General features: G+C 43.0%; 20 protein-coding genes. 5 read left to right on the plus strand and 15 right to left on the minus strand.

Going from position 1 to position 22,192, the window contains the following annotated elements; genetic code table 11:
* Positions 1-6: 6 nt before the first annotated feature.
* The 4 genes from FTU71_RS01140 to bfr form a co-directional block, all read right to left on the minus strand.
* Entirely contained in the window at positions 7-1,164 is a 1,158-nt protein-coding gene (locus tag FTU71_RS01140; protein ID WP_179993634.1) for an 8-amino-7-oxononanoate synthase, read from the minus strand.
* Entirely contained in the window at positions 1,161-2,444 is a 1,284-nt protein-coding gene (gene bioA / locus FTU71_RS01145; protein ID WP_179993698.1) for an adenosylmethionine--8-amino-7-oxononanoate transaminase, read from the minus strand. Before bioA ends, FTU71_RS01140 begins: the two co-directional genes overlap by 4 nt.
* A 99-nt stretch (positions 2,445-2,543) precedes the next feature.
* The gene (locus tag FTU71_RS01150) at positions 2,544-3,275 is read right to left on the minus strand and encodes an alpha/beta fold hydrolase (RefSeq protein WP_096902085.1); all 732 of its coding nucleotides are present in this window, start codon (positions 3,273-3,275) and stop codon (positions 2,544-2,546) included.
* Positions 3,276-3,463: 188 nt separating this feature from the next.
* The gene (gene bfr / locus FTU71_RS01155; RefSeq protein ID WP_004972356.1) at positions 3,464-3,928 is read right to left on the minus strand and encodes a bacterioferritin; all 465 of its coding nucleotides are present in this window, start codon (positions 3,926-3,928) and stop codon (positions 3,464-3,466) included.
* A gap of 324 nt (positions 3,929-4,252) precedes the next feature.
* On the opposite strand from bfr, the gene FTU71_RS01160 reads away from it, so the two are divergent.
* Positions 4,253-5,314 (plus strand): aldehyde reductase, encoded by a 1,062-nt coding sequence (locus tag FTU71_RS01160; RefSeq protein ID WP_004972358.1) that lies wholly within the window; start codon positions 4,253-4,255, stop codon positions 5,312-5,314.
* A gap of 86 nt (positions 5,315-5,400) precedes the next feature.
* Here FTU71_RS01160 and ligA read toward each other — a convergent pair whose 3' ends face one another.
* The 5 genes from ligA to FTU71_RS01185 all read right to left on the minus strand — a co-directional run bounded on the left by ligA (position 5,401) and on the right by FTU71_RS01185 (position 13,872).
* Positions 5,401-7,437, minus strand: coding sequence for an NAD-dependent DNA ligase LigA (ligA, locus tag FTU71_RS01165; RefSeq protein ID WP_180006172.1), 2,037 nt, complete (start codon positions 7,435-7,437; stop codon positions 5,401-5,403).
* A gap of 184 nt (positions 7,438-7,621) precedes the next feature.
* Positions 7,622-8,671, minus strand: a complete 1,050-nt coding sequence (locus tag FTU71_RS01170; protein ID WP_179993655.1) for a cell division protein ZipA C-terminal FtsZ-binding domain-containing protein — start codon at positions 8,669-8,671, stop codon at positions 7,622-7,624.
* Position 8,672: 1 nt separating this feature from the next.
* A complete protein-coding gene (gene smc, locus FTU71_RS01175) occupies positions 8,673-12,137 on the minus strand; it encodes a chromosome segregation protein SMC (RefSeq protein WP_179993663.1) in 3,465 nt (1,154 codons plus the stop codon).
* Positions 12,138-12,147: 10 nt separating this feature from the next.
* A complete protein-coding gene (locus FTU71_RS01180; RefSeq protein WP_179993666.1) occupies positions 12,148-12,843 on the minus strand; it encodes a GntR family transcriptional regulator in 696 nt (231 codons plus the stop codon).
* A 219-nt stretch (positions 12,844-13,062) separates the two neighbouring features.
* A complete protein-coding gene (locus tag FTU71_RS01185) occupies positions 13,063-13,872 on the minus strand; it encodes a sulfite exporter TauE/SafE family protein (protein WP_004972366.1) in 810 nt (269 codons plus the stop codon).
* 28 nt (positions 13,873-13,900) lie between these two features.
* On the opposite strand from FTU71_RS01185, the gene FTU71_RS01190 reads away from it, so the two are divergent.
* Positions 13,901-14,668, plus strand: coding sequence for a biotin--[acetyl-CoA-carboxylase] ligase (locus tag FTU71_RS01190; protein ID WP_004972369.1), 768 nt, complete (start codon positions 13,901-13,903; stop codon positions 14,666-14,668).
* Positions 14,665-15,405 (plus strand): type III pantothenate kinase, encoded by a 741-nt coding sequence (locus FTU71_RS01195; RefSeq protein ID WP_179993667.1) that lies wholly within the window; start codon positions 14,665-14,667, stop codon positions 15,403-15,405. Before FTU71_RS01190 ends, FTU71_RS01195 begins: the two co-directional genes overlap by 4 nt.
* A gap of 136 nt (positions 15,406-15,541) precedes the next feature.
* On the opposite strand, the gene ffh is transcribed toward FTU71_RS01195, so the two are convergent.
* Positions 15,542-16,951, minus strand: a complete 1,410-nt coding sequence (gene ffh, locus FTU71_RS01200) for a signal recognition particle protein (protein WP_096902093.1) — start codon at positions 16,949-16,951, stop codon at positions 15,542-15,544.
* Positions 16,952-17,090: 139 nt separating this feature from the next.
* Here ffh and FTU71_RS01205 point away from each other — a divergent pair, with 139 nt between their 5' ends.
* Both FTU71_RS01205 and FTU71_RS01210 read left to right on the plus strand, forming a co-directional pair.
* Entirely contained in the window at positions 17,091-17,900 is an 810-nt protein-coding gene (locus FTU71_RS01205) for an inner membrane protein YpjD (RefSeq protein WP_019837757.1), read from the plus strand.
* 176 nt (positions 17,901-18,076) lie between these two features.
* Entirely contained in the window at positions 18,077-19,012 is a 936-nt protein-coding gene (locus FTU71_RS01210; RefSeq protein WP_179993669.1) for a tRNA-dihydrouridine synthase, read from the plus strand.
* Positions 19,013-19,075: 63 nt separating this feature from the next.
* Here the strand turns inward: FTU71_RS01210 and FTU71_RS01215 are convergent, their stop codons facing one another.
* The 5 genes from FTU71_RS01215 to FTU71_RS01235 all read right to left on the minus strand — a co-directional run bounded on the left by FTU71_RS01215 (position 19,076) and on the right by FTU71_RS01235 (position 22,165).
* Positions 19,076-20,143, minus strand: coding sequence for a DUF1176 domain-containing protein (locus FTU71_RS01215; protein ID WP_179993670.1), 1,068 nt, complete (start codon positions 20,141-20,143; stop codon positions 19,076-19,078).
* Positions 20,144-20,289: 146 nt separating this feature from the next.
* The gene (locus FTU71_RS01220) at positions 20,290-20,631 is read right to left on the minus strand and encodes a YegP family protein (RefSeq protein ID WP_004972386.1); all 342 of its coding nucleotides are present in this window, start codon (positions 20,629-20,631) and stop codon (positions 20,290-20,292) included.
* Between the two features lie 240 nt (positions 20,632-20,871).
* On the minus strand, positions 20,872-21,213 hold the full coding sequence (locus FTU71_RS01225; RefSeq protein WP_004972388.1) for a zinc ribbon domain-containing protein YjdM: 342 nt from the start codon (positions 21,211-21,213) through the stop codon (positions 20,872-20,874).
* 93 nt (positions 21,214-21,306) lie between these two features.
* The gene (locus tag FTU71_RS01230; RefSeq protein ID WP_004972391.1) at positions 21,307-21,672 is read right to left on the minus strand and encodes a DUF488 domain-containing protein; all 366 of its coding nucleotides are present in this window, start codon (positions 21,670-21,672) and stop codon (positions 21,307-21,309) included.
* 115 nt (positions 21,673-21,787) lie between these two features.
* Positions 21,788-22,165 (minus strand): ribonuclease E inhibitor RraB, encoded by a 378-nt coding sequence (locus FTU71_RS01235; protein WP_004972392.1) that lies wholly within the window; start codon positions 22,163-22,165, stop codon positions 21,788-21,790.
* Positions 22,166-22,192 lie beyond the last annotated feature (27 nt).

Raw genomic sequence — 22,192 nt, forward strand, 5'->3', positions numbered from 1 at the left:
GCACACTCAAAGCAAATCCAGTAACTGTGTTAAATCTGCCGTTTCAAATTGCGTATTTAAACAAATCCGCAGTCGTGAGCTGCCTTGCGGTACAGTCGGCGGACGTACAGGCATCACATAAAAACCTGCAGTCTGTAACTGTTGGGCTTTGCTTACAGTTGCAGTAGAGTCGCCAATAATCACAGGTACAATTTGCGAAGTCGATGGGCAGGTAAAACCTTTGGCCTGAATCCCCTGCTGCATATATAAGCTCAAAGCAGCCAAATGCTGACGCTGTGTCTGCATGTGCACAATCTGATTCAGCATAAACTGCGTCCATGCCATACAAATAGGTGGCTGTGCGGTACTAAAAATTAGCGGGCGCATTCGATTAATCAGGTAATCGCGGATAATCGGATCACAGATCAAATATCCCCCAACTGAAGCAACAGCTTTACCAAACGTCCCGACCAGAAAATCAATGGCATCAATCACGTCATATAGTTCGGCACAGCCCAAACCTTGCTGCCCACGCACACCAATCGCATGTGCTTCATCGACATATAACATAACTTTGGCAAACTGCTGTTTCAGCGCGACCAATGCGGCTAAATCAGTTTCATCACCATCCATACTAAAAATGGATTCAGTCACCACAATAATGCGTTCATAATTGTCATCAGCATGATATTGCATCAGCAATTGCTGCAAATGTGCCAAATCATTATGCCGATAACGCAAATATTTGGCAGATGACAAACGAATGCCGTCAATCATGCTGGCATGTACCAGTTTATCGGCCAAAATTAGGGTTTTCGCATCTGCCAATGCAGGTAAAATACCAATATTCATGTGATAGCCGCTATTAAACAGCAAGGCAGCTCGCCCATGAAATAATTGCGTTAATGTGGCTTCAAGCTGTTCATAGGCAGGGAAATTTCCAGTCAGTAAACGTGATGAAGATGCACTCATTAAACGCTGTGCATTCGGTGTTTCATCAAAAAACTGTTCACGTAAGCGCAAATCAGAGGCTAAACCCAAATAATCATTGGAAGATAAATTCAGCATCTGCTGTTGCTGAATTTCAATCGTTTTACCTTGCTGTTGATTGCTGCGAAACTGACGAAAATTACCCTGTTGGCGAAGCTGATCAAGCTGTTCTGCATAGTGATCGAGTAAACTCATGCGCTCGCTCCTTGCATGCCTGCCACCACCTCAGCCAATTGCTGCAATAAAGTATTTAGTTCTGCTGCTGTAATCACATACGGCGGCATCACATAAACCAATTTACCAAAAGGACGTACCCAAATACCACGTTGCACAAATTCTTGTTGCAGGCTTTGCATATCGACAGCATGTTTAAGTTCTACCACACCAATTGCACCTAAAACTCGCACATCCTGCACCCATGCCAAATTAGCCAATGGTGTTAAATGCTGTTCAAGTTGCTGTTGTATACGTTGAATATTGGCTTGCCAGTCTTGTTCTAATAATAATTGGGTACTTTTTACTGCAACCGCGCAAGCCAGTGGATTTGCCATAAAGGTCGGGCCATGCATAAACACACCTGCCTCACCCTGCGAAATCATTTCTGCAACATGCTTCGTGGTCAATGTGGCAGACAAAGTCATATAACCGCCTGTCAGCCCTTTGCCGATACACATAATATCGGGTTCGACCTGAGCATGTTCCCATGCAAACAACTTGCCTGTACGCCCAAAACCTGTGGCAATTTCATCAAAAATTAACAACACATCATATTGTTCACAGAGCAATTTGGCTTGACGCAAATATTCAGGATGATAAAAGCGCATGCCGCCTGCACCTTGCACAATCGGCTCAATAATCATGGCGGCAATCTGTTGATGATGCTCGGCCAAACTTTGTGCCAATTCTGCAATATCGGCAGGATTCCACTCTTGGTCAAAACCTGTTTGTGGTGCAGATACAAAATAACGACGCGCCAAACTTGAGCCAAAAACCTGATGCATCCCTGTAACAGGATCACAAACCGACATGGCATTCCATGTATCGCCATGATAGCCAGAACGGGTGGTAATAAAATTGGTTTTTTCAGTTTTGCCTTGTGCAGTCCAGTATTGCACCGCCATTTTCAGCGCCACTTCAACGGCGACGGAGCCTGAATCTGCATAAAAAATTTTATCTAAACTCGGTGGGGTAATTTCGAGCAACAAACGCCCTAACTCAATAGCAGGACGATGGGTCAATCCACCAAACATGATATGCGCCATCCTGTCGAGTTGCTCAGTCACAGCACGGTTCAGCTCAGGATGGTTATAACCATGAATCGCGCACCACCACGATGACATGCCGTCAATCAACTGGCGACCATCTTCAAGCTCAATAGTGCTGCCAAACGCCCGCTTAACCTTAAAGGTTGTTAAAGGCTGAGTCATAGAGGTGTAAGGATGCCAAAGATGTTCACGATCAAAAGCCAAATCCATCTGTTCTGTCATCCCACCATCATCCTTGATCTTGTAAAAAACTTGATGTGCTAAATCTTAAACCTGTCTACAGATAAAATAAATTGCGAGATTTGTCACTTATGGACCTGTTGGCGGGTTTTTCTGTAAATATTGGCAGATTTTGCTAGTCAACTCATCGGCATGGAACAATGGCAGCCCATGCGAGCCTTGCAAAACATCTACGCTTAAAAACTTTGCAGCTAAATTTTGCAGTTTAGCTGCAACTTTGCAATCAACTAAAACATCCTGCTCGGCAAAAAGATGATACTGCAGACCTGTATAATTTTTAAGCTTAGTCACCAAGTTTAAGTTTTCCAATAAATCCAAACCGTGTTGAAGCAAAGATTGCGGCTGTGGCTGAACCAAACTTTGTAATTGTAATAGGTCGGTTTTACTACTAGTGACACCTTGACACACCATAAAACCAAAACGCTTTAGGGTCAGAATTGGGTCTTGTGCAAAAGATTGTTTAAACTGGGCAAACGTGGCTTGTGGCATAGCGGTATCCCAATCGGCTTGTGCAACAAAACACGGATTGGATGCAATGGTAATTAAGGTTTTATATCCTGCATATTGGCTGGCAATCGCATCGACCAGTAGCGTTGCCAATTGCCCACCCAGTGACCAGCCCATAATTACATCAAACTGACGTGCAAATTCAACCTGTTGCTGCATGACTTGAGCATCAGTAGCGTTAAAAATATTGATGAGCTCAACCCGAAAACCTTGTGCAGTTAAGGCTTGCTGTAACGGATTTAAGAGTGCAGTACCACCGCCCCAGCCTGTAATCAATAAAATCTGTTGTTGCACGTGGCTTGCTCTCAAGTTAGAAAATCAGCTCAGTATAATACTGAATCGGCTCAATCGACATCTGCAAAGCACCAAGATACATCCTTAAAAAAACCAATTGATATAAAAAAGCCAATCTATAAAAACCGATCTATAAAAAAACCCGACTTATCATAAATCGGGTTTTGGTCTATTTTGCTTTGATCAGATTACATTTGCGATTGAATGTAGTTTTGTAAACCAATCAATTCAATTAAACGTAATTGTTTTTCCAACCAGTACGTATGATCTTCTTCTGTGTCGGTCATTTGCTGACGCAACATATCACGGCTGACATAATCGCCTTTTTCTTCACACAATTTTACGCCTTGCGCCAATTTTTCACGTACTTCGTATTCCAGTTTTAAATCGGCTTTTAAGCAAGACACCACATCTTCACCCACGTCGATGTCATCGCGCTGCATATTTGGAGTGCCTTCAAGGAACAATACACGACGAATTAAAGCATCGGCATGCTGCGCTTCTTCCTGCATTTCATGGTCAATGCGCTCAAAAATTTTGCTTAAACCCCAATCTTCATACATACGCGAATGAATCAGGTATTGATCGCGAGCAGCCAGTTCGCCACCAATCAACATATTTAAATAGTCTACGACTTCTGGATTGCCACGCATTTGCTGTACTCCCTTTCTTAATCCAGTCATTATGGACACATTCAGGCAAAATTGCAAAAGTTAATTATTGTAAACCCATGATTTTTATAAAATTAAAATGAGAAACATACGCATTTGCAATATAACTTAAAAATTCCCATATATAAAACAACTGCTTGGCAAAACTTAGCTTTAAAAATGACAATACAATGATTTTGCATCATTTTGTAAATATTGAAAGAAACCATACTTTGACGCTCAAGTATCGTAAAAAACGCCTAAAAAGCGGATTTTAAAACCCAGCTGCTTTATGATAGTCACGAGTTCCATCACTTTCTTAAAATAATGACAAATCTAAATACATCTGCACCCATTTTAGTCACAGGCGCAACAGGCTATATTGCCAGTTGGGTCATTAAAAACCTGCTTGAACAAGGACATACCGTACACGCGACGGTGCGTGATCTGAATAAAACCCACAGTTTTCAACATCTGACTGATATCGCGGCAAAAAGCACAGGCAACTTACAATTATTCCAAGCCAACTTACTTGAAGAAGGTGCTTTTGATGCCGCCATGCAAGGTTGTGAAATCGTGCTGCACATGGCCTCGCCTTTTGTGGTCACCAATTATAAAGATGCAGTTAAAGACATTATTGAACCTGCCGTCATAGGCACCGAAAATGTATTAAACAGCGTTAATCGTACTGCATCGGTAAAGCGTGTAGTGGTGACTTCAAGTATTGCTGCAACCTATGGCGATGCGATTGATATTTTAAATACGGCCAATAATCGCTTTGATGAAAGTCACTGGAATACTAGCAGCAGCCCTGAGCATCAGCCTTATCCTTATTCAAAAGTGGCAGCTGAACGTAAAGCTTGGGAAATGGCAAAGGCACAAAACCGCTGGGATTTGGTCTGTATCAACCCTGCTTTGGTGCTTGGCCCATCGTTGACCAAAAACACCCAATCGGGCAGCGTAGAAGTGTTATTGCAGTTTGCCAACGGTATGACCTTGGCAGGTGTCCCTGCTATGTGGAATGGCATTGTCGATGTGCGTGATGTTGCCGATGCTCACATTCAGGCCGCATTCAACCCTGCTGCTGAAGGTCGCTATATTATTAGCGGTGGCACACTCAGCTTATTGGAAATGGGCAAAATTTTAGCGCAGCACTTTGGACGTAAATACCCTTTCCCACGCAATCAGTTACCTAAATTTGCCTTTAAAGCCTTTGGCCCTCTACTTGGTTTTTCCCGTAAATTTGTGGAACTGAATATGGGCTACCCAATTTATTTTAATGCGGAAAAAAGTCAGCGTGAATTGGGTATGCACTACCGCAATATTGAAACCAGTCTAGTCGAACATTTTCAGCAACTCATTGATGATGGCATTGTGAAGAAACGTTAAACCTTCGACTTCTCTCAGTAAAAACCAAGGCACTTCATCGTTGAAGTGCCTTTGTACCTATTAGTGGATAAAATGTAGGATGATGCTTATTCAAGCACACCATATTCCTGCATCAGCTGAATAAACTCAGCTTCATTCATGACCTGCACACCCAACTTCTCGGCTTTTTCCAGCTTTGAGCCAGCTTTCTCACCCGCCACGACACATTTGGTTTTACCCGAAACACTACCACTCACCCGTGCACCCAAAGCCTGCAACAACTGAGTCGCTTCATCGCGTCCCATTTGGCTCAACGTCCCTGTAATCACCCAACTTTCACCATTCAAAGGCTGACGTGTCGGTGCAATCGGAGCATCCCAATGAATGCCTGCAGCTAATAAACGATCCAACACTTCTAAATTATGCGGCGCTTGGAAAAAGTCCAAAATCCATTCTGCCGTAATATCTCCCACATCTGGAGTTTTCTTTAACGCTTCTAAATCAGCTTCACGCAAAGCCTCTAAAGTCTGAAAAGTATTGGCAAGCATCCGCGCGGTGGTTTCGCCCACACCACGAATTCCCAAGGCATAAATAAACGCAGCCAAAGTAGTTTTTTTGCTGTTTTCAATCGAGTCAATCAAGTTTTGAACCGACTTCTCACCCATTTTTTCAATGCCGAGCAAAGTGTCGCGGTGTTCGTGTAAATGATAAATATCAGCCACATTTTGTAGCAAGTTCAGATGCAGTAATGACTCCACCCAACGATCACCCAAACCTTCAATATCCATGGCTTTACGTGACACAAAATGACGAATCGCTTCAATACGCTGTGCCGCACAATACAAACCGCCTGAACAACGCGCCAAAGCCTCACCTTCAGGCATCACCACAGGCGAATCACACACAGGGCATTGTTCAGGTAAATGCACTTCTTGCGCATCGGCAAGGCGAAATTCAGGCCAGACTTTTTCAACTTTGGGAATCACATCACCACTACGGTAAACACTGACCGTATCGCCTAAACGCACATCCAAACGGTGAATTTCACCAATATTATGCAAAGTAACATTGGATACCGTCACACCACCTACCGCAACGGGGTTTAAACGTGCCACAGGCGTCAACGTACCTATGCGCCCCACTTGCCAATCAATATTTTCAATGGTGGTTAAAGCGGCAACTGCAGGGAATTTATAGGCAGTCGCCCAGCGCGGCTCACGACTTAAAAAGCCCAATTGCTGTTGCTGTTTCAAGTCATTGACCTTGACCACCATGCCATCAATTTCAACGCTTAAATTCGGACGCTCAAGGTTAATTTGCTCATAGGCCGCCTGAACATCTTGAATGCTCTTGCAGACAAAATGACGTTCGCCAATTTCAAAACCAAACTGCCCCAACCATGCCAAACTGTCGGACATGGTGCTTTGTCCATGAGGCGGCACACATTGCGCAATGCCATAAGCATAGAATGCTAAAGGACGTGAAGCCGCAATATTCGGGTCTAACTGACGCAAACTGCCTGCTGCTGCATTGCGTGGATTGGCAAAGGTTTTTTCACCTTTGGCTGTATTGGCCGCATTGAGTTTTTCAAAACCAAGTTTTGGCATCAACACTTCACCACGCACTTCCAAAAATTCAGGAATAGCCGTTTCTGTCGCACTCAAAACTTTCGGTAAATTGCGGATAGTTTTGACGTTGTGGGTAATGTCTTCCCCTGTTTCCCCATCACCACGGGTCACACCACGCACTAAAACACCATGTTCATACCAAAGTGAAATCGCCAAACCATCAAATTTGAGTTCGACATCGTATTCAATATTTTGGTTGGGCAAACGCTCTTCGACACGTCTTGCAAAGGCAAATAATTCTTCCTGATTAAACACATTGCCTAAAGACAACATTGGCACAGCATGTGTAACCGTGGTGAACTTTGCCAAAGGTGTGCCACCGACTTTATTGGTCGGTGTATCGGGTTGAACTAAATCTGGATACTGTTGTTCCAACGCTTTTAGTTGATGGAAAAGCTGATCATATTCACTGTCTGCAATTGTCGGTTGATCCATCACATAATAGGCATGATTGTGCTTGGCAAGCAGTTGAATCAATTGACGCATTTGCGCCACGACGGTTAAATCTACAGACATATTTTCCACCATAAAAAAGGGCGGTCTTGTTCCGCCCTTCAATTTTTTCTATGTAGCGCATGCTACAGCTTGTATTGCTGCGCACATTATAAAAATGCGGCTGCAAAGTTGCAATTTATCCTACTGCACTCAGTTCATTTGCCAAACACTTGACGTAGCTTATACCCAGTACGAGATCGCAATTCTAGACATGACTTGCCTGACCAGCACGATAATCTATCGCCTGATGACGCCAGTGTTCACGTAATTGTGGAGTAAACTCTAAATGGTTTTGGTCATAGACCGTTCCATCAATTTCACGTGCAATCAGTCCTGAAATGCTGACCATGGTATCAAAGGCATTTTGCACATCGCTGTGCGGCAAAGCGAGGAAGAACGCTAAACCTTTAACTTGTTCGCTCGATAAAGTTTCTAAATCAAAACCATCTGCGCCTTCATCATTAATTTGTAAAACTGAAAATAATAATTTAGTGCCATCTTCGTTATAGCGATGGAAACATGACATTTCACCGAAACGTAAACCATATTTCATCAAGACTTTTAAGGCTTTATCGCCCGAAAGTATGCGACGTTCAGGGAAGACATTCAGCGCGATAAAAGATTCAGCGGTTGCCAAGGCACTTTCTTCATCCATGATTTTTTGTTCATACAAATGCGAATCTAAAATGCTGCTTTCTTCATTAAATTCTGAAATTTCGGCAGTTTCAATGTGTTGATTCAGGCTGTATTCAGTCGAAGCTTTGTTTTGCTCGACAGTCTGCGCATTCGGTTCAGTTTCTACAATCACTTGCTGAATTTCATCCGATAATGAATATTCTGAAGTTGTCGCTGTCGGGCTTGGCGTGTCTTGTGCAACTTCAGACTTCGATATCGTTGTGGATGGATCAAGCTCAGAATTTTCTGTATTTGCCTGCAAACTCGGTTCAACTTTGTCAGTTTCTGTGCTTGAAGAAGCCACGACATCATCCGTTAAAGCCTGTGGTTCAGACTTGGCAGGCGCATCTTGCGTAACTTCATCTACCGTTAAAGTCGGCTCCACACGCGGTGGCGTAGCGTCGCTTTGCAATTGGTCACGTACATGGCGTGGAATAATCGGTTTTTGGCTTTCTGCATTAAATTGCAGTTCCGAATCTAAGGATGGCGCTGAATCTACAGGTTTTTTTAGAATCATTTTCAAACCAAACGCCATGATCACAATAGCGATGACAATTCCAACGATTGTGGTGATTTCCATATTATGCCTCCGCGACTAGGCCGTATTCTGCGGCTTCTTCTAAATTTACGGTTACTAATTTTGAGGTTCCCGGTTCAGGCATGGTAACACCTAAGAGGTCGGTTGCCATCGTCATAGCAAGTTTATTATGTGTAATGTAAATGAATTGCACTTGTTCAGAAAGTTCTTTTACTAAATTACAAAAGCGCCCCACGTTAGCATCATCTAACGGTGCATCAACTTCATCGAGTACGCAAAATGGCGCTGGGTTTAAACGGAAGATTGCAAAAACCAAAGCCAAAGCTGTCAGTGCTTTTTCACCCCCTGAAAGTAAGGCCAAAGAACTGTTGCGCTTACCCGGTGGACGCGCCATCAATTTCACCCCAGATTGCCAGTCATCTTCCAAGCTCAGACTCGCTTCACCGCCATTAAAGACTTTAGGAAACAGCTCCTGCAATTCGGTATTCACCTGATCAAAAGTGTTCATAAACAGTTTACGAGTTTCCTGATCAATACTTTTCATTGCCGCCTGCAACTGAGAAACAGTATTTTCCAAGTCTTCAATTTGATGGCTTAATTCTGCAAAACGGGCAGATACTTCTTCATATTCTTCCGAAGCCGCCAAATTGACCGCACCCAATTTATCAAACTGTTGCTGTGCTTTCGCCAGTTTTTGTTGATGCGCAGTGACATCAATCTGTAAACCTGTGATGATCTCGCTGTTTAAATCTTTTAACTGTTCAGAATAATGCTGATAGTCCGACTTTGCCGATTGCCATGCCAAGCGCTTTTCTTCGAGTTTGGCACGTAATTGTTCATCTTGCTGCTGTTGCTGCTGCCGTTGCTCGGTCAGTTGCTGCTGTTTGGACTGCACACTGTTCAATTCCACTTGCCATTCCTGCCAAGTTTTTTGCAGCTTTTCAGTCTGCTGCTGCTGCTCTGAAAACTGAGTTTCCAAGTCAGGCAATTCCAACTGAACAGGATCGACAAACTTTTTGGCTTGTTCCATTTGCGCCACAATTTGTTGATATTGTGCTTTTAAGAAAGTGGCATCTTTTTCTAACAGCTCAATTTGCTGCTGAGTTTGTACCGCCTGACGACGTAACAGCTCCACTTCTTGTTGTTGCTGCTGAAATTGCTGCTGTGAACTATCAAGTTGTTCATTCAGCTGCTCGAGCTGAAATTGCAAGGTTTTATACTGCGGCAAAGCTTGCTCAAGTTTAAAAGCCAAAGCATGCAAATCAATTTCCAGATCATCTTTTTGCATGGCATCTTCTTCGAGCTGTTCATCTAATTGTGCCAATTGATGCTGTAATTGCTGTTGCTGTACTGCAAAAGCCTGTGCCGCACTTTCTGCTTTCGCCATTTGCACATCTAGCGTTTGCAAGGCTTGTTGTTGCTGTTTGAGCTGTTGCTGTTGTTGCTGCAATTGCTGCTGCAACTGTTTTACCTGTTGCTGCAATTCAGGCAGTTGCTGTTCTGCTTGCTCATATTGTGGCAGTTGCAACGCCAACGCCTGTTCAATTTCATCCAAGCGAATCCGATGGCTTAATGCCCCTTGCCCTGCCTGTGCCGCTTCATCATAAAACAGCCCGATTACCCAGTCTGCTCCCACATGATAACCATCTAAACTAAGGATAGACTGCCCTGCTTGTAATTGCACTTGCAATGCCAAAGCCTGCGATAAACTTTCTATAATTGCGACACTTTGCCACAAGCTACTTTGCGGTGAAGCAATCCAGTCACTGAGCGACTCACACCCCGAAAGCTGTATTTTTGATGTTTTTGAATCTACAGCCAAATGAATTTTTAGCTGACGTGCGCGGCTGTCCTGAAATTCAATATCTGCTTCTACCACCTGCGCAGATAACCATTTAGCCAAGAACTTTTCAATTAAATTGGCATGTGGTTTCGCCACATCTGCAAGTTGTAATACTTGCATCAACTGCACCACATCGGTTTGGGCTTTTGGACTTTGCTTAATGAGCAATTGATTGAGGTTTTTCTGTTCTGACTGCAAAATCTGAATCTCAGATTTTAAGGTCACACACTGTGCTTTGTGCTCATTATAGTTGGTCTGCAACGTGGCGAGTTGCTGAGTGCTGTCTTGAATATTCTGTTCTAGTGTTAGCATTTCAGCCTGCAAGCGGGTCTTTTCGTCTTGCAGTTGTTGCATTCCCTCTTGCTGATCTTGCGGCTGAATTTGTGCAAACTGCTGTGTCAGGGTTTGTTTTTGCTGTTCAATACGGCTGATATTTTTGGCTAACTGCTCACTTTGCGCCTGCATGTGCACATGCTTTTGTTGTTGCTGTTCTACTTGCGCTTTGACTTGGGCATATTGTGCAGCTTGGGTTTGTTGCTGTGCTTTTAAATCCTGAAATTGCTGGCTCTGCTGCTGCGCCAAATGATCTTGCTGCTGTAGATTTTCCTGTTGGTTTTCTTGCTGATCGACCAAACTCTCTAGCTGCAATTCAATCAACTGCAAACGCTCTTTGGTTTGTGCTTTTTGTTGTTCAAGCTGCGATAAAGTCGCGGTATTTTGCTGAAACAAACTTTGTTTTTGTTCCAAAGTCATTTTCAGTTCAGCCAGTTTCTTTTCTGCCTGTTGCCATTCTTGCTGTAGCGGTGTCGATTGCTGAATCAAACGCTGAAACAACTCACTGGTCGCAGTTAAGTCATGTTCCAAAGTGGTCAGCTCAGAGCGCACCAATTTAAAACTTTCCCCTAACTCATTCATACTCAGGGTATATTCTTGCTGTAAACGTGCACTTTGTTCACACTGAAAAGACAACACTTCGACTTTAATGGTGCGAATTTCGCTCTCAAGCGCTTTGTATTGAATTGCTGTTTCTGACTGACGTTTTAAGGTTTTTAATTGCGATTTTAGTTCTGAAGCAATATCTTCCAAACGCGCCAGATTCTGCGTGGTGTGATCCAAATGCAGCATGGTTTCACGACGACGCGCCTGATAACGTGACACGCCTGCCGCTTCTTCAATAAACACCCGCATTTCTTCAGGTTTAGCATCAACCAAACGATTAATCATGCCCTGTTCAATAATTGCATAAGAACGCGGGCCTAAACCTGTACCCAGAAAAATATCGGTGATGTCACGACGACGACACTTGGTTCCATTTAAAAAATATTCAGACTTACCATCACGGTTGACCTGCCGACGTACCGACAGTTCATTATAGGCGTTATAAGCACCGCCCAATTTGCCATAGGTATTATCAAAACGCAGTTCAACACTGGCTACACCTACAGGTTTGCGTTTGGCAGTTCCTGTGAAAATTACATCCTGCATACTGCCGCCACGCAACTGGCGCGCACTAGATTCGCCCATCACCCAACGAATGGCGTCAATCACATTGGATTTACCACAACCATTCGGCCCCACCACAGCGGTACGGTTGGCTTTAAAATGTAAGGTCGTACTGTCGGCAAAAGATTTGAAGCCAGAAAGTTTTAAACTGCTTAAACGCATAATGTCCCAATTAACGGCGTGAACGTCTTGCCCATGCAAGCTCGATCTGTTTCATACGGGTCAGAGATTCCAACACCAAGTTGCGCAAGTGTCGGCAAAAATCTTCCATAAATAAAGTGGCTTGTTGTGATTTTCTGCTTAAAATTGCATCACTCACCAGTTTAAATAATTCAAAAGATTCTTGTAACTCCCGACGCGAAGTATTTAAGGTCAAAAAGTAACTGCGTCTTAACGATGGCAATAACTCTTGATAGAACTTCATTAAATATAAATTTCCCACCATATCAGGCTGCCGCGCCAGATATTGAAAAATTAAATCATAAAATTTTTCGGTATTGCCCAAGCGACATTGCTCTGCCAGTTGCAGCAAAAGTTGTTGTAAGGCTTCGGCTTCATGTACGCGCCACGTGTCAGCAATACGCTGCACAATATAACCCAATAACAAACTGCTACTGTCAAACAAAGCACGGACTTGCTGTGCCGACATTTCTGTCACCATTGCACCACGACGTGGAAAAATTTCAATCAGATGAGTACGTTGCAATAACAACAGCGCTTCACGTACCGAACCACGACTCACGTCCAGTTCTTTGGCGATGCGCAATTCCTGAATACGCTCACCTTCAACCAAATCACCGCTAATAATCTGTTCTGCGATGTGTCGGGCAATTTGTTCCGATAAACTTTCTGATTCTTGTTGTTGCATACTGTTCCTATCTTGTTTTTATAAGATGCAGTGATGAAAATTCGGAGCTACTCTCATTTAAGACATCTCAGGATCATCCTTCGACTGCAAGCATAGCTCCGATACAAGCATCTTTCTTTTTACTGCGAAACAGATCACAACGCCATGACATTGTCCGACAATTTCATGGCGCTAGAGCCAATTTTACATGGCTTAAAACAAAGAAAATAGCGACTCAACTTAGAAAAATACTCGCATACCCTGATATACAAAATAACAGCCAACGGTGGTCAGCAAGCAGGCAAAACATTTTTTCAACATCGCTGGCGATAACAAATGTGCCACTTTCGCACCAACTTTGGCAGTAATAAAGCTCATCACACTAATGCCTATAAATGCATAAATGTGGATATAACCAATGGTATTGGGTACTGCAACTTCGGCTTGCTTACCAAACCACATAAAGCCTAATGCGCCCGCCACCGCAATTGGCAAACCACAAGCGGCTGAGGTTGCTACCGCTTTTTGCATGACCACGCCGTAACGGTTTAAGTACGGCACTGTTAAACTGCCACCGCCAATCCCAAAAATTGCAGAGGCAATGCCAATCCCACCGCCCGCCATGACTTGCTTTGCAGTTGAAGGCAAATGATGTGAAGGATCAACCGCAATATTTGCGCCTCTAAACATCTTAAAAGCCACCCACAGTGCAAAACCGCCAATTAATAATTGTAAGCCTTGCCCCGAAAGGAAATCGGCAATACCTGCACCAACAAATGCACCCACAATTAAACCAGGCGCAAGATTACGAAATACAGGCCACATCACCGCACCTTTTTTATGGTGTGCCGTAACTGAGCTGATCGAAGTTACAATAATGGTTGCCAATGATGTCCCCACCGCCATGTGCATTAACACCGATGGGTCATAATTGAGTTGAGTGAACACAATATATAAAATTGGCACAATAATTAAGCCGCCGCCCACGCCAAACAGCCCTGCTGCAAATCCAGCAATTGCACCAATCAATAAATATATGATTAACTCCATAAATATATTCCACTATTTGTAAATTCGTATGGATGTAGAAACCCGACAACTGCAACAACAACTCACAGAAGCAGGACAGCTTCCAGAAGTACTCATCCTGAAGCCGATTACCACTTCCACCAATGATGATGTACGGGAAATTGCACAAAAAGGTGTGCAGAGTGTCTTGGTATGCAGTACCAGACAAACGCATGGTCGAGGACAACGTCAACGGCAATGGGTATCACCCGAAGGGAACATCTATTTAAGCACATTGCTAAATTTACGAACACCTGTAAATGGGCGTTTGGCTTTAGAAATTGCGTTAAATATCTTGCAAATGCCGAGTCTACAGGCGCTGAATCTACAAGTAAAATGGCCAAATGACTTATACAGCCCGCAAGGCAAATGGGGCGGCATCTTAATTGAGCCAATTTCTGCACAGCAAGTCATTGTTGGGGTTGGGCTTAATCTTGCACCTGTCAGCTCAGCAGTTATTGATCAAAAAACCACATCTTTAACCGAACTGGGTTTGGTATCTATTGATCGTGTGCGCCTGATCGCAGAGCTTTATCTTGCCATTCAACAAGCCTGCGACTGGTTTAATCACGATTGCTATAATTTGGCATCTCGCTTCAATCATCATGCCGCATTTATGCAACAACAAGTTGAATTTGAACATTTTAAAGGTACTTGTCAGGGTACTTTTTTAGGCATTCAGGATGATGGCGCAGTGCAAATTGAAACGGCACAAGGGCTTGAAGTTTTTTATCAGGGACGTTTACGCCCTATCGATCATGCCGAGTCATCTTCATGAAAAATTTATGGCTAGATATTGGTAACACCCGCCTGAAATATTGGGTCACAGAACAAGACCGCATCATCGAACATGAAGCAGAATTGCATTTGCAATCTCCTGCCGATTTGTTGCTGGGTTTGATTCAACACTTTAAAAGTCTGAATGTGCATAAAGTAGGCGTGTCATCGGTACAAGATCAGAAGAATAATCAACGCATTCACTTGATTTTAAAAACCCTGAATGTGCCTGTGATTTATGCCAAAGTGCATGCAGATTATGCAGGTTTGCATTGTGAATATGATATTCAACAATTGGGGATAGACCGCTGGTTGCAAGTGCTTGCCGTGGCAAATGACCCACAAGAAAATTATTGTGTCATTAGTTGTGGTACGGCGCTGACTATTGATTTGGCGGATGGACTGACGCATTTAGGCGGCTATATTTTACCGAATTTATATTTGCAACGTGATGCACTGATTCAAAACACCAAAGGCATTAAAATTCCCGATGCTGCATTTGATGAACTCACCCCAGGACGCAGCACCATTGATGCTGTTCATCATGGTATTTTACTCGGCTTGCTCAGCACCATTGAGCATGTAATTCGACAGTTACCACGTAAACTGATTTTAACGGGTGGCGATGCACCGCTGTTTGCCAAATTCTTGCAGCAATATCAACCGCAAGTCGAGCAAGATTTATTGCTCAAAGGTTTGCAGCGTTATATTCAATATGCAACCCATGAAGTGCACTAAAAACCAAACATTGCTCCATCTACGCTGATAAATCTTTCGGTGTAGCTGTCATCTACGAATAAAGAACAACAAAAAAGCAGGCGCATTTTTATGCGCCTGCTTTTTTAACACTTTGATTCTAAGATGTTTTTAACAATTATTTCTTGGTTGGGTCGTTGCCACCAAACAATGGCCCCATACCGCCGCCACTGAATTGCTTTTGTAAACCGCCCAGTGAACGCATCATTTTTGCCATGCCCGATGGATTGGCAAATTTTTTCATCATTTTTGCCATTTGTGCATGTTGCTTGATCAACTTATTCACTTCTGACACATCCATACCACAACCCGCAGCAATACGTTTTTTACGGCTTGGATTCATCAGGTCTGGGTTACGACGCTCTTTGATGGTCATCGACTGGATAATCGCTTCCATCTTTTTCACTTGCTTTTCAGGATTGGCTTGCGCAATTGCATCTTGAATACCTGAGTTGCTCATGCCAGGCAACTTGTCTAAGAAGCCCATCATGCCGCCCATTTTATTCATTTGTTCAAACTGCATCAGCATATCTTCAAAGTTGAAGCTGCCGCCTTTTTGCAGTTTTTTCGCCATTTTTTCGGCTTTTTCTTTGTCGATTTTACGTTCAACTTCTTCGACCAAAGACAGCACGTCACCCATGCCCAAAATACGTTGTGCAACACGTTCTGGGTGGAATGGCTCTAGGGCATCGAGTTTTTCACCCATCCCCAAGAATTTAATTGGTTTACCCGTAATCGCACGAACTGAAAGTGCTGCACCACCGCGCGCATCACCATCAGTTTTAGTAAGGATTACACCTGTTAATGGCAAGGCATCATTAAAGGCTTTGGCTGTATTTGCCGCATCCTGACCCGTCATGGCATCGACCACGAACAAGGTTTCAGTCGGTTTAATCGCTGAATGTAATGCCTTGATTTCATCCATCATGTCATCATCGACGTGCAAACGACCTGCAGTATCGACAATTAACACATCAGCAAACTGAATTTTTGCCTGTTCGATGGCACGGTTGGCAATATCGACAGGGTTTTCATTGGCATTTGAGTCAAAGAAAATTGCGCCAACTTCGCCTGCAACCGTTTGTAGCTGTTTAATTGCCGCAGGACGGTAAACGTCGGCAGACACCATCGCCACTTTTTTCTTTTGACGTTCTTGTAAGAAACGTGCCAATTTTGCTGCAGTGGTGGTTTTACCCGCACCCTGCAAACCTGCCAATAACACCACAACCGGTGGCTTGGCAGCAAGGTCAAGGCTTTCATTGGCCTCGCCCATCATTTTTGTGAGTTCGTCATAGACAATTTTGACGAACGCCTGACCAGGGGATAACTGAGTCATCACTTCCTGACCCAATGCCTCTTCCTTAACTTTCGCGATGAATTCACGAGTTACAGGTAACGCCACATCGGCTTCAAGAAGTGCCATACGTACTTCACGTAACGTATCTTTAATATTGTCTTCGGTTAGCTGCCCTGAGCCAGTAACATTTCTTAAACTCTGCGTGAGTCGTTCTGTTAAGGTATCAAACATTGCAAATTCCGCTTAAAATAGCCATTAGCAAAAAAATGTTTCTTTAAAATAGAAAATTTATGCACAAGATGCTATAGGATACTGTAGTTCTCATCGAATTTATATAAATGAATATTCATCATCCTGAAAAAGGTTTGACATGATCAGTCTCCCCTTGGTTTATACGATTTTAGCATTAATCGCTTATACCAGCTCTTTTTGGTATTTATTTTCTCATTTAATGTCTAAACGTGCGCCAAATCACTGGTTTATTCGCTCTCTGCTCAGTTTGGGCTTAGTGCTGCATGCTGCGGTGTTATATAACGATATGCTGACGCCAATGGGTGTCAATTACAACGTGTTTAATCTGATGTCATTTACTTCAGGTCTGATGTTATTGCTGAGCTTATTGTTCAGTAGTTACCGTCCTGTGATTGCACTGAATTTGATTGGTATTCCTGTGGCTGCTGCGGGTTTAATTGCAGGCTTTTCATTCAGTCAGCATAATTTATTTATTAGCAAAAATTCGATTGGCTTAGACATTCATATTATTTTGTCGCTAGCGGCCTATGCTGTATTGCTCATGGCGACCATTCATGCGGTGTTAATGTGGTTTCAGAACCGCGAACTGAAAAATAAACAAAAGCGTCGAGTTTGGGTCAATTTACTGCCCTCTTTGCAAGATATGGAATCTTTGCTGTTTGATATGCTAATCGCAGGTTTTGCCCTACTGACTGTCGCATTAGGCTTTGGTTTCTTTACAGTAGAACATTTCTTTGCACAGCATTTAGCGCATAAAACGGCGTTTAGTATTATTTCGTGGTTTGTCTATGGTGCATTACTACTTGGACGCTACAAGTTTGGTTGGCGTGGTCAAAAAGCGATTCGCTTTACCATTATTGGTTTCTTTTTATTGGCGCTCGGTTTTATTGGTTCTAAGTTTGTGTTGGAAATGATTTTGGGGAAGTGAGTTGATTACACTTTTACAATGATCAGAGCGAACGAGTTAATCTATTTATGCCGAGAGCAGATAGAGAACAGAAATATTAAAGTCCTTGTGAAGACCGCATCAATTCCAAGCCATTTCCTAGACATCCTCCATAAAAAAACGTATAACTCCACTTTTGTTTGAGCTGGTAGCATCCTGTGAAACTGATTCTTGCACCCATGGAAGGCTTAACCGACCCCATCATGCGTGATGTGCTCACGTCTGTAGGTAGTTTTGACTGGTGTGTGACAGAGTTTATTCGGGTCACAGATAGCATTTTACCAGACCATATCTATCATACTTATTGCCCAGAACTACTCACCAACGGTAAAACCGCTGCAGGCACGCCTGTACATGTGCAATTTTTGGGAAATAACCCTGATATGTTAGCCACCAATGCAGCTAAAGTTGCGGCGATGGGTGCACCTGCGATTGATATGAACTTTGGCTGCCCTGCCAAAACGGTCAATCGGCATCGGGGTGGTTCAGTCTTACTCGATGAACCCGAAGTGGTTTATGAGCTGGTCAAAGCCGTGCGTGATGCTGTGCCTGCCCACATACCTGTTTCCGCCAAAATGCGTTTAGGTTATATGGATCGGAACTTCATGCTGGAAAATGCGCACGCCATTGAAGATGCAGGCGCAGCATGGGTCACGGTGCATGCGCGTACCAAAGCCGATGGCTATACACCGCCTGCCTTTTGGGATCAACTACGCCCTATTCGTGAAGCATTAAAGATTAACGTCATCGCCAATGGTGAAATTTGGAACAATGCCGATGCCAAACAATGCCAGTTAGAATCGGGCTGTGAAGATTTGATGATTGGTCGTGGTGCGGTCACCACCCCAGATTTGACCCAATGTATTCGTCAAAATTCAGACCTGCCTTTGCTGAGTTGGCAAGATTTGCTGCAACTACAAATTCGCTTTATTCACGGCCCTGCCAAAACAGAAATTGGGATGCTGGGACGTTATAAACAATGGCTCGGCATGATGTCGAAACATTATCCCGAAGCCAAAGCTTTGTGGGATGAAATCAAGCGTCTGAAAAAGCTGGATGAAATCATTGAAAAATTAGTCGCGCACACGACTTAAACAGTGAATCTATCAGACTTAAGATTTATCTAAAAAATTTCAGCTTTTATTGGTGGACATTATCTATTCAAGCTTACTGACAAAGCTTGGCATTTCCCATGCACTGCCTGCAAAACCTTTGCATTGTCCTGCATCGAATTGATAGCTTTTGACAAACTGCTGACCATTCCACGCCCACTCAATTTGACTGAAACAATCGCCAATTCCACGCCCTTTTTGATAGGCAAAAATCTGTCCATTGCTAAATTCTGAAGCAGAATCAGTTACAAATTGCTGTATCTTTTGCAGTTTTTTATCCATAACCCAATAAGCCACACCCCAATTATAAGCCCCTCGCCAACAACTTGCCTCAACCAACACGCTATCTTGATTTAAGGGATAAGTATGAATCTGCTGTTCTGCTTGTTCAGGTTCAAACAGCATATAACAATCTTCACGATCTACGGTTTTTTGTAAAATTGGATATAACTTTTCTGCACTGGCCGCGGTAAGCACCTGTGCTTTGGCGGTTCGGTGTTGAGGCTGCATGAGAATGTTAATTTTAGGCATCGCTTGCGCTTTTAAGACCTGCGTGGATGCTTGATTGCCTTTTGCCAATATTGCGGAGTCTGTACCCACACGTTTTTGAAATTCATCCATTTTTAGCAACACTGCACTCATGCCTGCATCAGACAATTTCCAGCGTTGTTGACCATGTTTTAACTCGATCACGACATGCTGACGCGCCTGCGCCAACAGCTTTTGCACACTGGCAGCAGATAAATTGGCGATACTTTCATGAAAGTTTAATTGTTGCAAAGTGCGTCCATTTAAAAATAAAGTCGCTTGAGCAATATCTTCTTGAATTTGCAATTGCCCTTGTACAGCACTCTTTGCACCTGCTTGACGGGTCAATAACATACTGATCGGTTGTTCAAAATCATCATCGCTTTGGTAGCCTGCGGCACGGCAGGTTCCTGTATTATCACAGGCCAACTCCCAATCTTGATGCTGAAAATACAGTCCTTGCAAAGCAGTCGGCTGGCTTGAAGCAATCGTTTTTTCAGCAGTGATCGGTGCTGCAAAAATACCAACACTACCGAATAAACCACTGATCGCCAGTAATATTTTTAGATTGCATTTGAAATTCATAATCTTCGCAACTCCTGAAATTGTCATCTGTGATTCAACGGCTTAATCAAGGCTAGATTTAACACCTTGCCTACTTAGCTCAATAAAAAAGCACGCCAGAGCATGCTTTTCTAATGCAATTTAACATCAAGATTTAATGCAAAAGATTACGATTCCTGCGTTAAATCCTTGACCGTGGTGCTTGCGCCATTGGTTTTCACCGACTCAATGCCTTTGTCACGTGATTGCTCAGAAGTATAGAGCTGACTCGTACCAATAATCTGATGGTTGGCAGCTTTTAAATTAAAATACGGCTTATCATTCTTAGATGTCAGTCGATCATAACGCCCATCATCCTGACTGTTCTTTTGTACCGAAGCGATGCCATTTTTTGCCGATGCTTTCGCCTTATACTGTTCACTGGTTAAGATAATTTCGCCATTCCCAGCTTTAAGTACAAAGCGGTACTGACCATTGCTTGCTTGTGAAATCTCAAACCATCCTGACATACTTGCCCCCAGTTTTCTTATGAGTGGTGAAGTGTGTTGTTGAATGATGCTAGGCTTTAAACTGCCTAAAAATTATTCTTTTCACTTAAAATATAAAGGACTTAGGCACAAGAAAACAGTATTAATTTTGTACACTCTTAAAGTTATTGTTGCTCAATTTGAATACTAAAATACTTTTATAAACTCCATAAAAAAGCGCAGGCAACTCAAGTCGCCTGCGCTGTTGAAATCTGCTTAAACTTAAGCTTTTTTCACATATTCAGATTTTAATTTCATAGCCCCCATGCCATCAATCTTACAATCAATGTCATGACCATCTGCTGCATCTGGAATTAAGCGAATATTTTTCACTTTCGTTCCCACTTTTACAGCAGCCGAAGAACCTTTAATCTTCAGGTCTTTAATCACAGTTACCGTGTCGCCATCTGCCAACACGTTGCCGTTTGCATCTTTAATCACAGCAGCAGTTTCTTCTAGCTGTTCCCCTTCTTTCCACTCATGTGAGCATTCAGGACAAATCAGTAGGTCGCCATCTTGGTAAGTGTATTCTGATTGGCATTTTGGGCAATTTGGCAAAGACATAAAAAACCTCAAAAACTATATTATAGCATTTTTTACTGAATTTTCATAAACTTAAAATCCTTATAAAGCACAAGGATAATCAAATAAAACTCTTTAATTGGACTGTGCTAAGCGTTGCAGCATCACGCGTTTTAATACCACTACATGATTGTGCTGCTCATCTTTAGCTGCTGTGACCAGAGTGATTTTTTGCTGCTGTGCCAGTTCACACAACGCCTGTAAAGCCTCTTCTTGCTCTGCTAATTCAGCTATATAACGCTGCTGAAACTCATCCCAATGTTGTTCAGGGTTTTGATGATACCATTTACGCAGCCCAGTCGAAGGCGTAATTTCTTTGGGCCATAAGTCAATACGAGCGCGTTCTTTACTCACACCACGCGGCCATAAGCGATCAACCAGCACCCGTGTTCCATCTGCCTGAGTCGCTTCAAGATAAGCGCGTTTCATTGCAATATCCATATTTGCACCTCTGCATCTTTTATGATGACGTCATCAGCGCCAAAGTTTTAGGCAGCAGATTATGTATCACAAATAAAAAAGCATGTGATCAACACATGCTTTTCAGATACCCGATTTAATCTTCGTAATCGTCTTCGTCTTCATCATCGTAGACGTAAGCCATACAGCCCCAGCCATCGTATTCACCGCCATGTTCTTCAGCAATTTTGCTGAACCATTGCTCTAAATCGACAATGTCTGAATACTCTGGTTCCATGTAAACATAAATGGTAATGATCCATTCAACTGCGTCAGATTCTTCATCTTGGAATAATGAAATTTTTTGTTCTTCGGCCAACAAATACAAAGCACATTTTTCAGCTTGTTCTTGTGTGGTAAAAGCGATGGAGTACTCAATCTCATGTGGCTCTGTCAGGTCATCCCCATCTTCATGCATTTGCCAAAGTACATTGCCATTATCATCATCAGGGAATTGTTCATAGTCACGTGTCATGCGAATATCCTTGTTATCTTTTTAGCC

It is taken from the genome of Acinetobacter sp. YH12136 (assembly GCF_013418545.1).
Taxonomy (GTDB): Bacteria; Pseudomonadota; Gammaproteobacteria; order Pseudomonadales; family Moraxellaceae; genus Acinetobacter; species Acinetobacter towneri.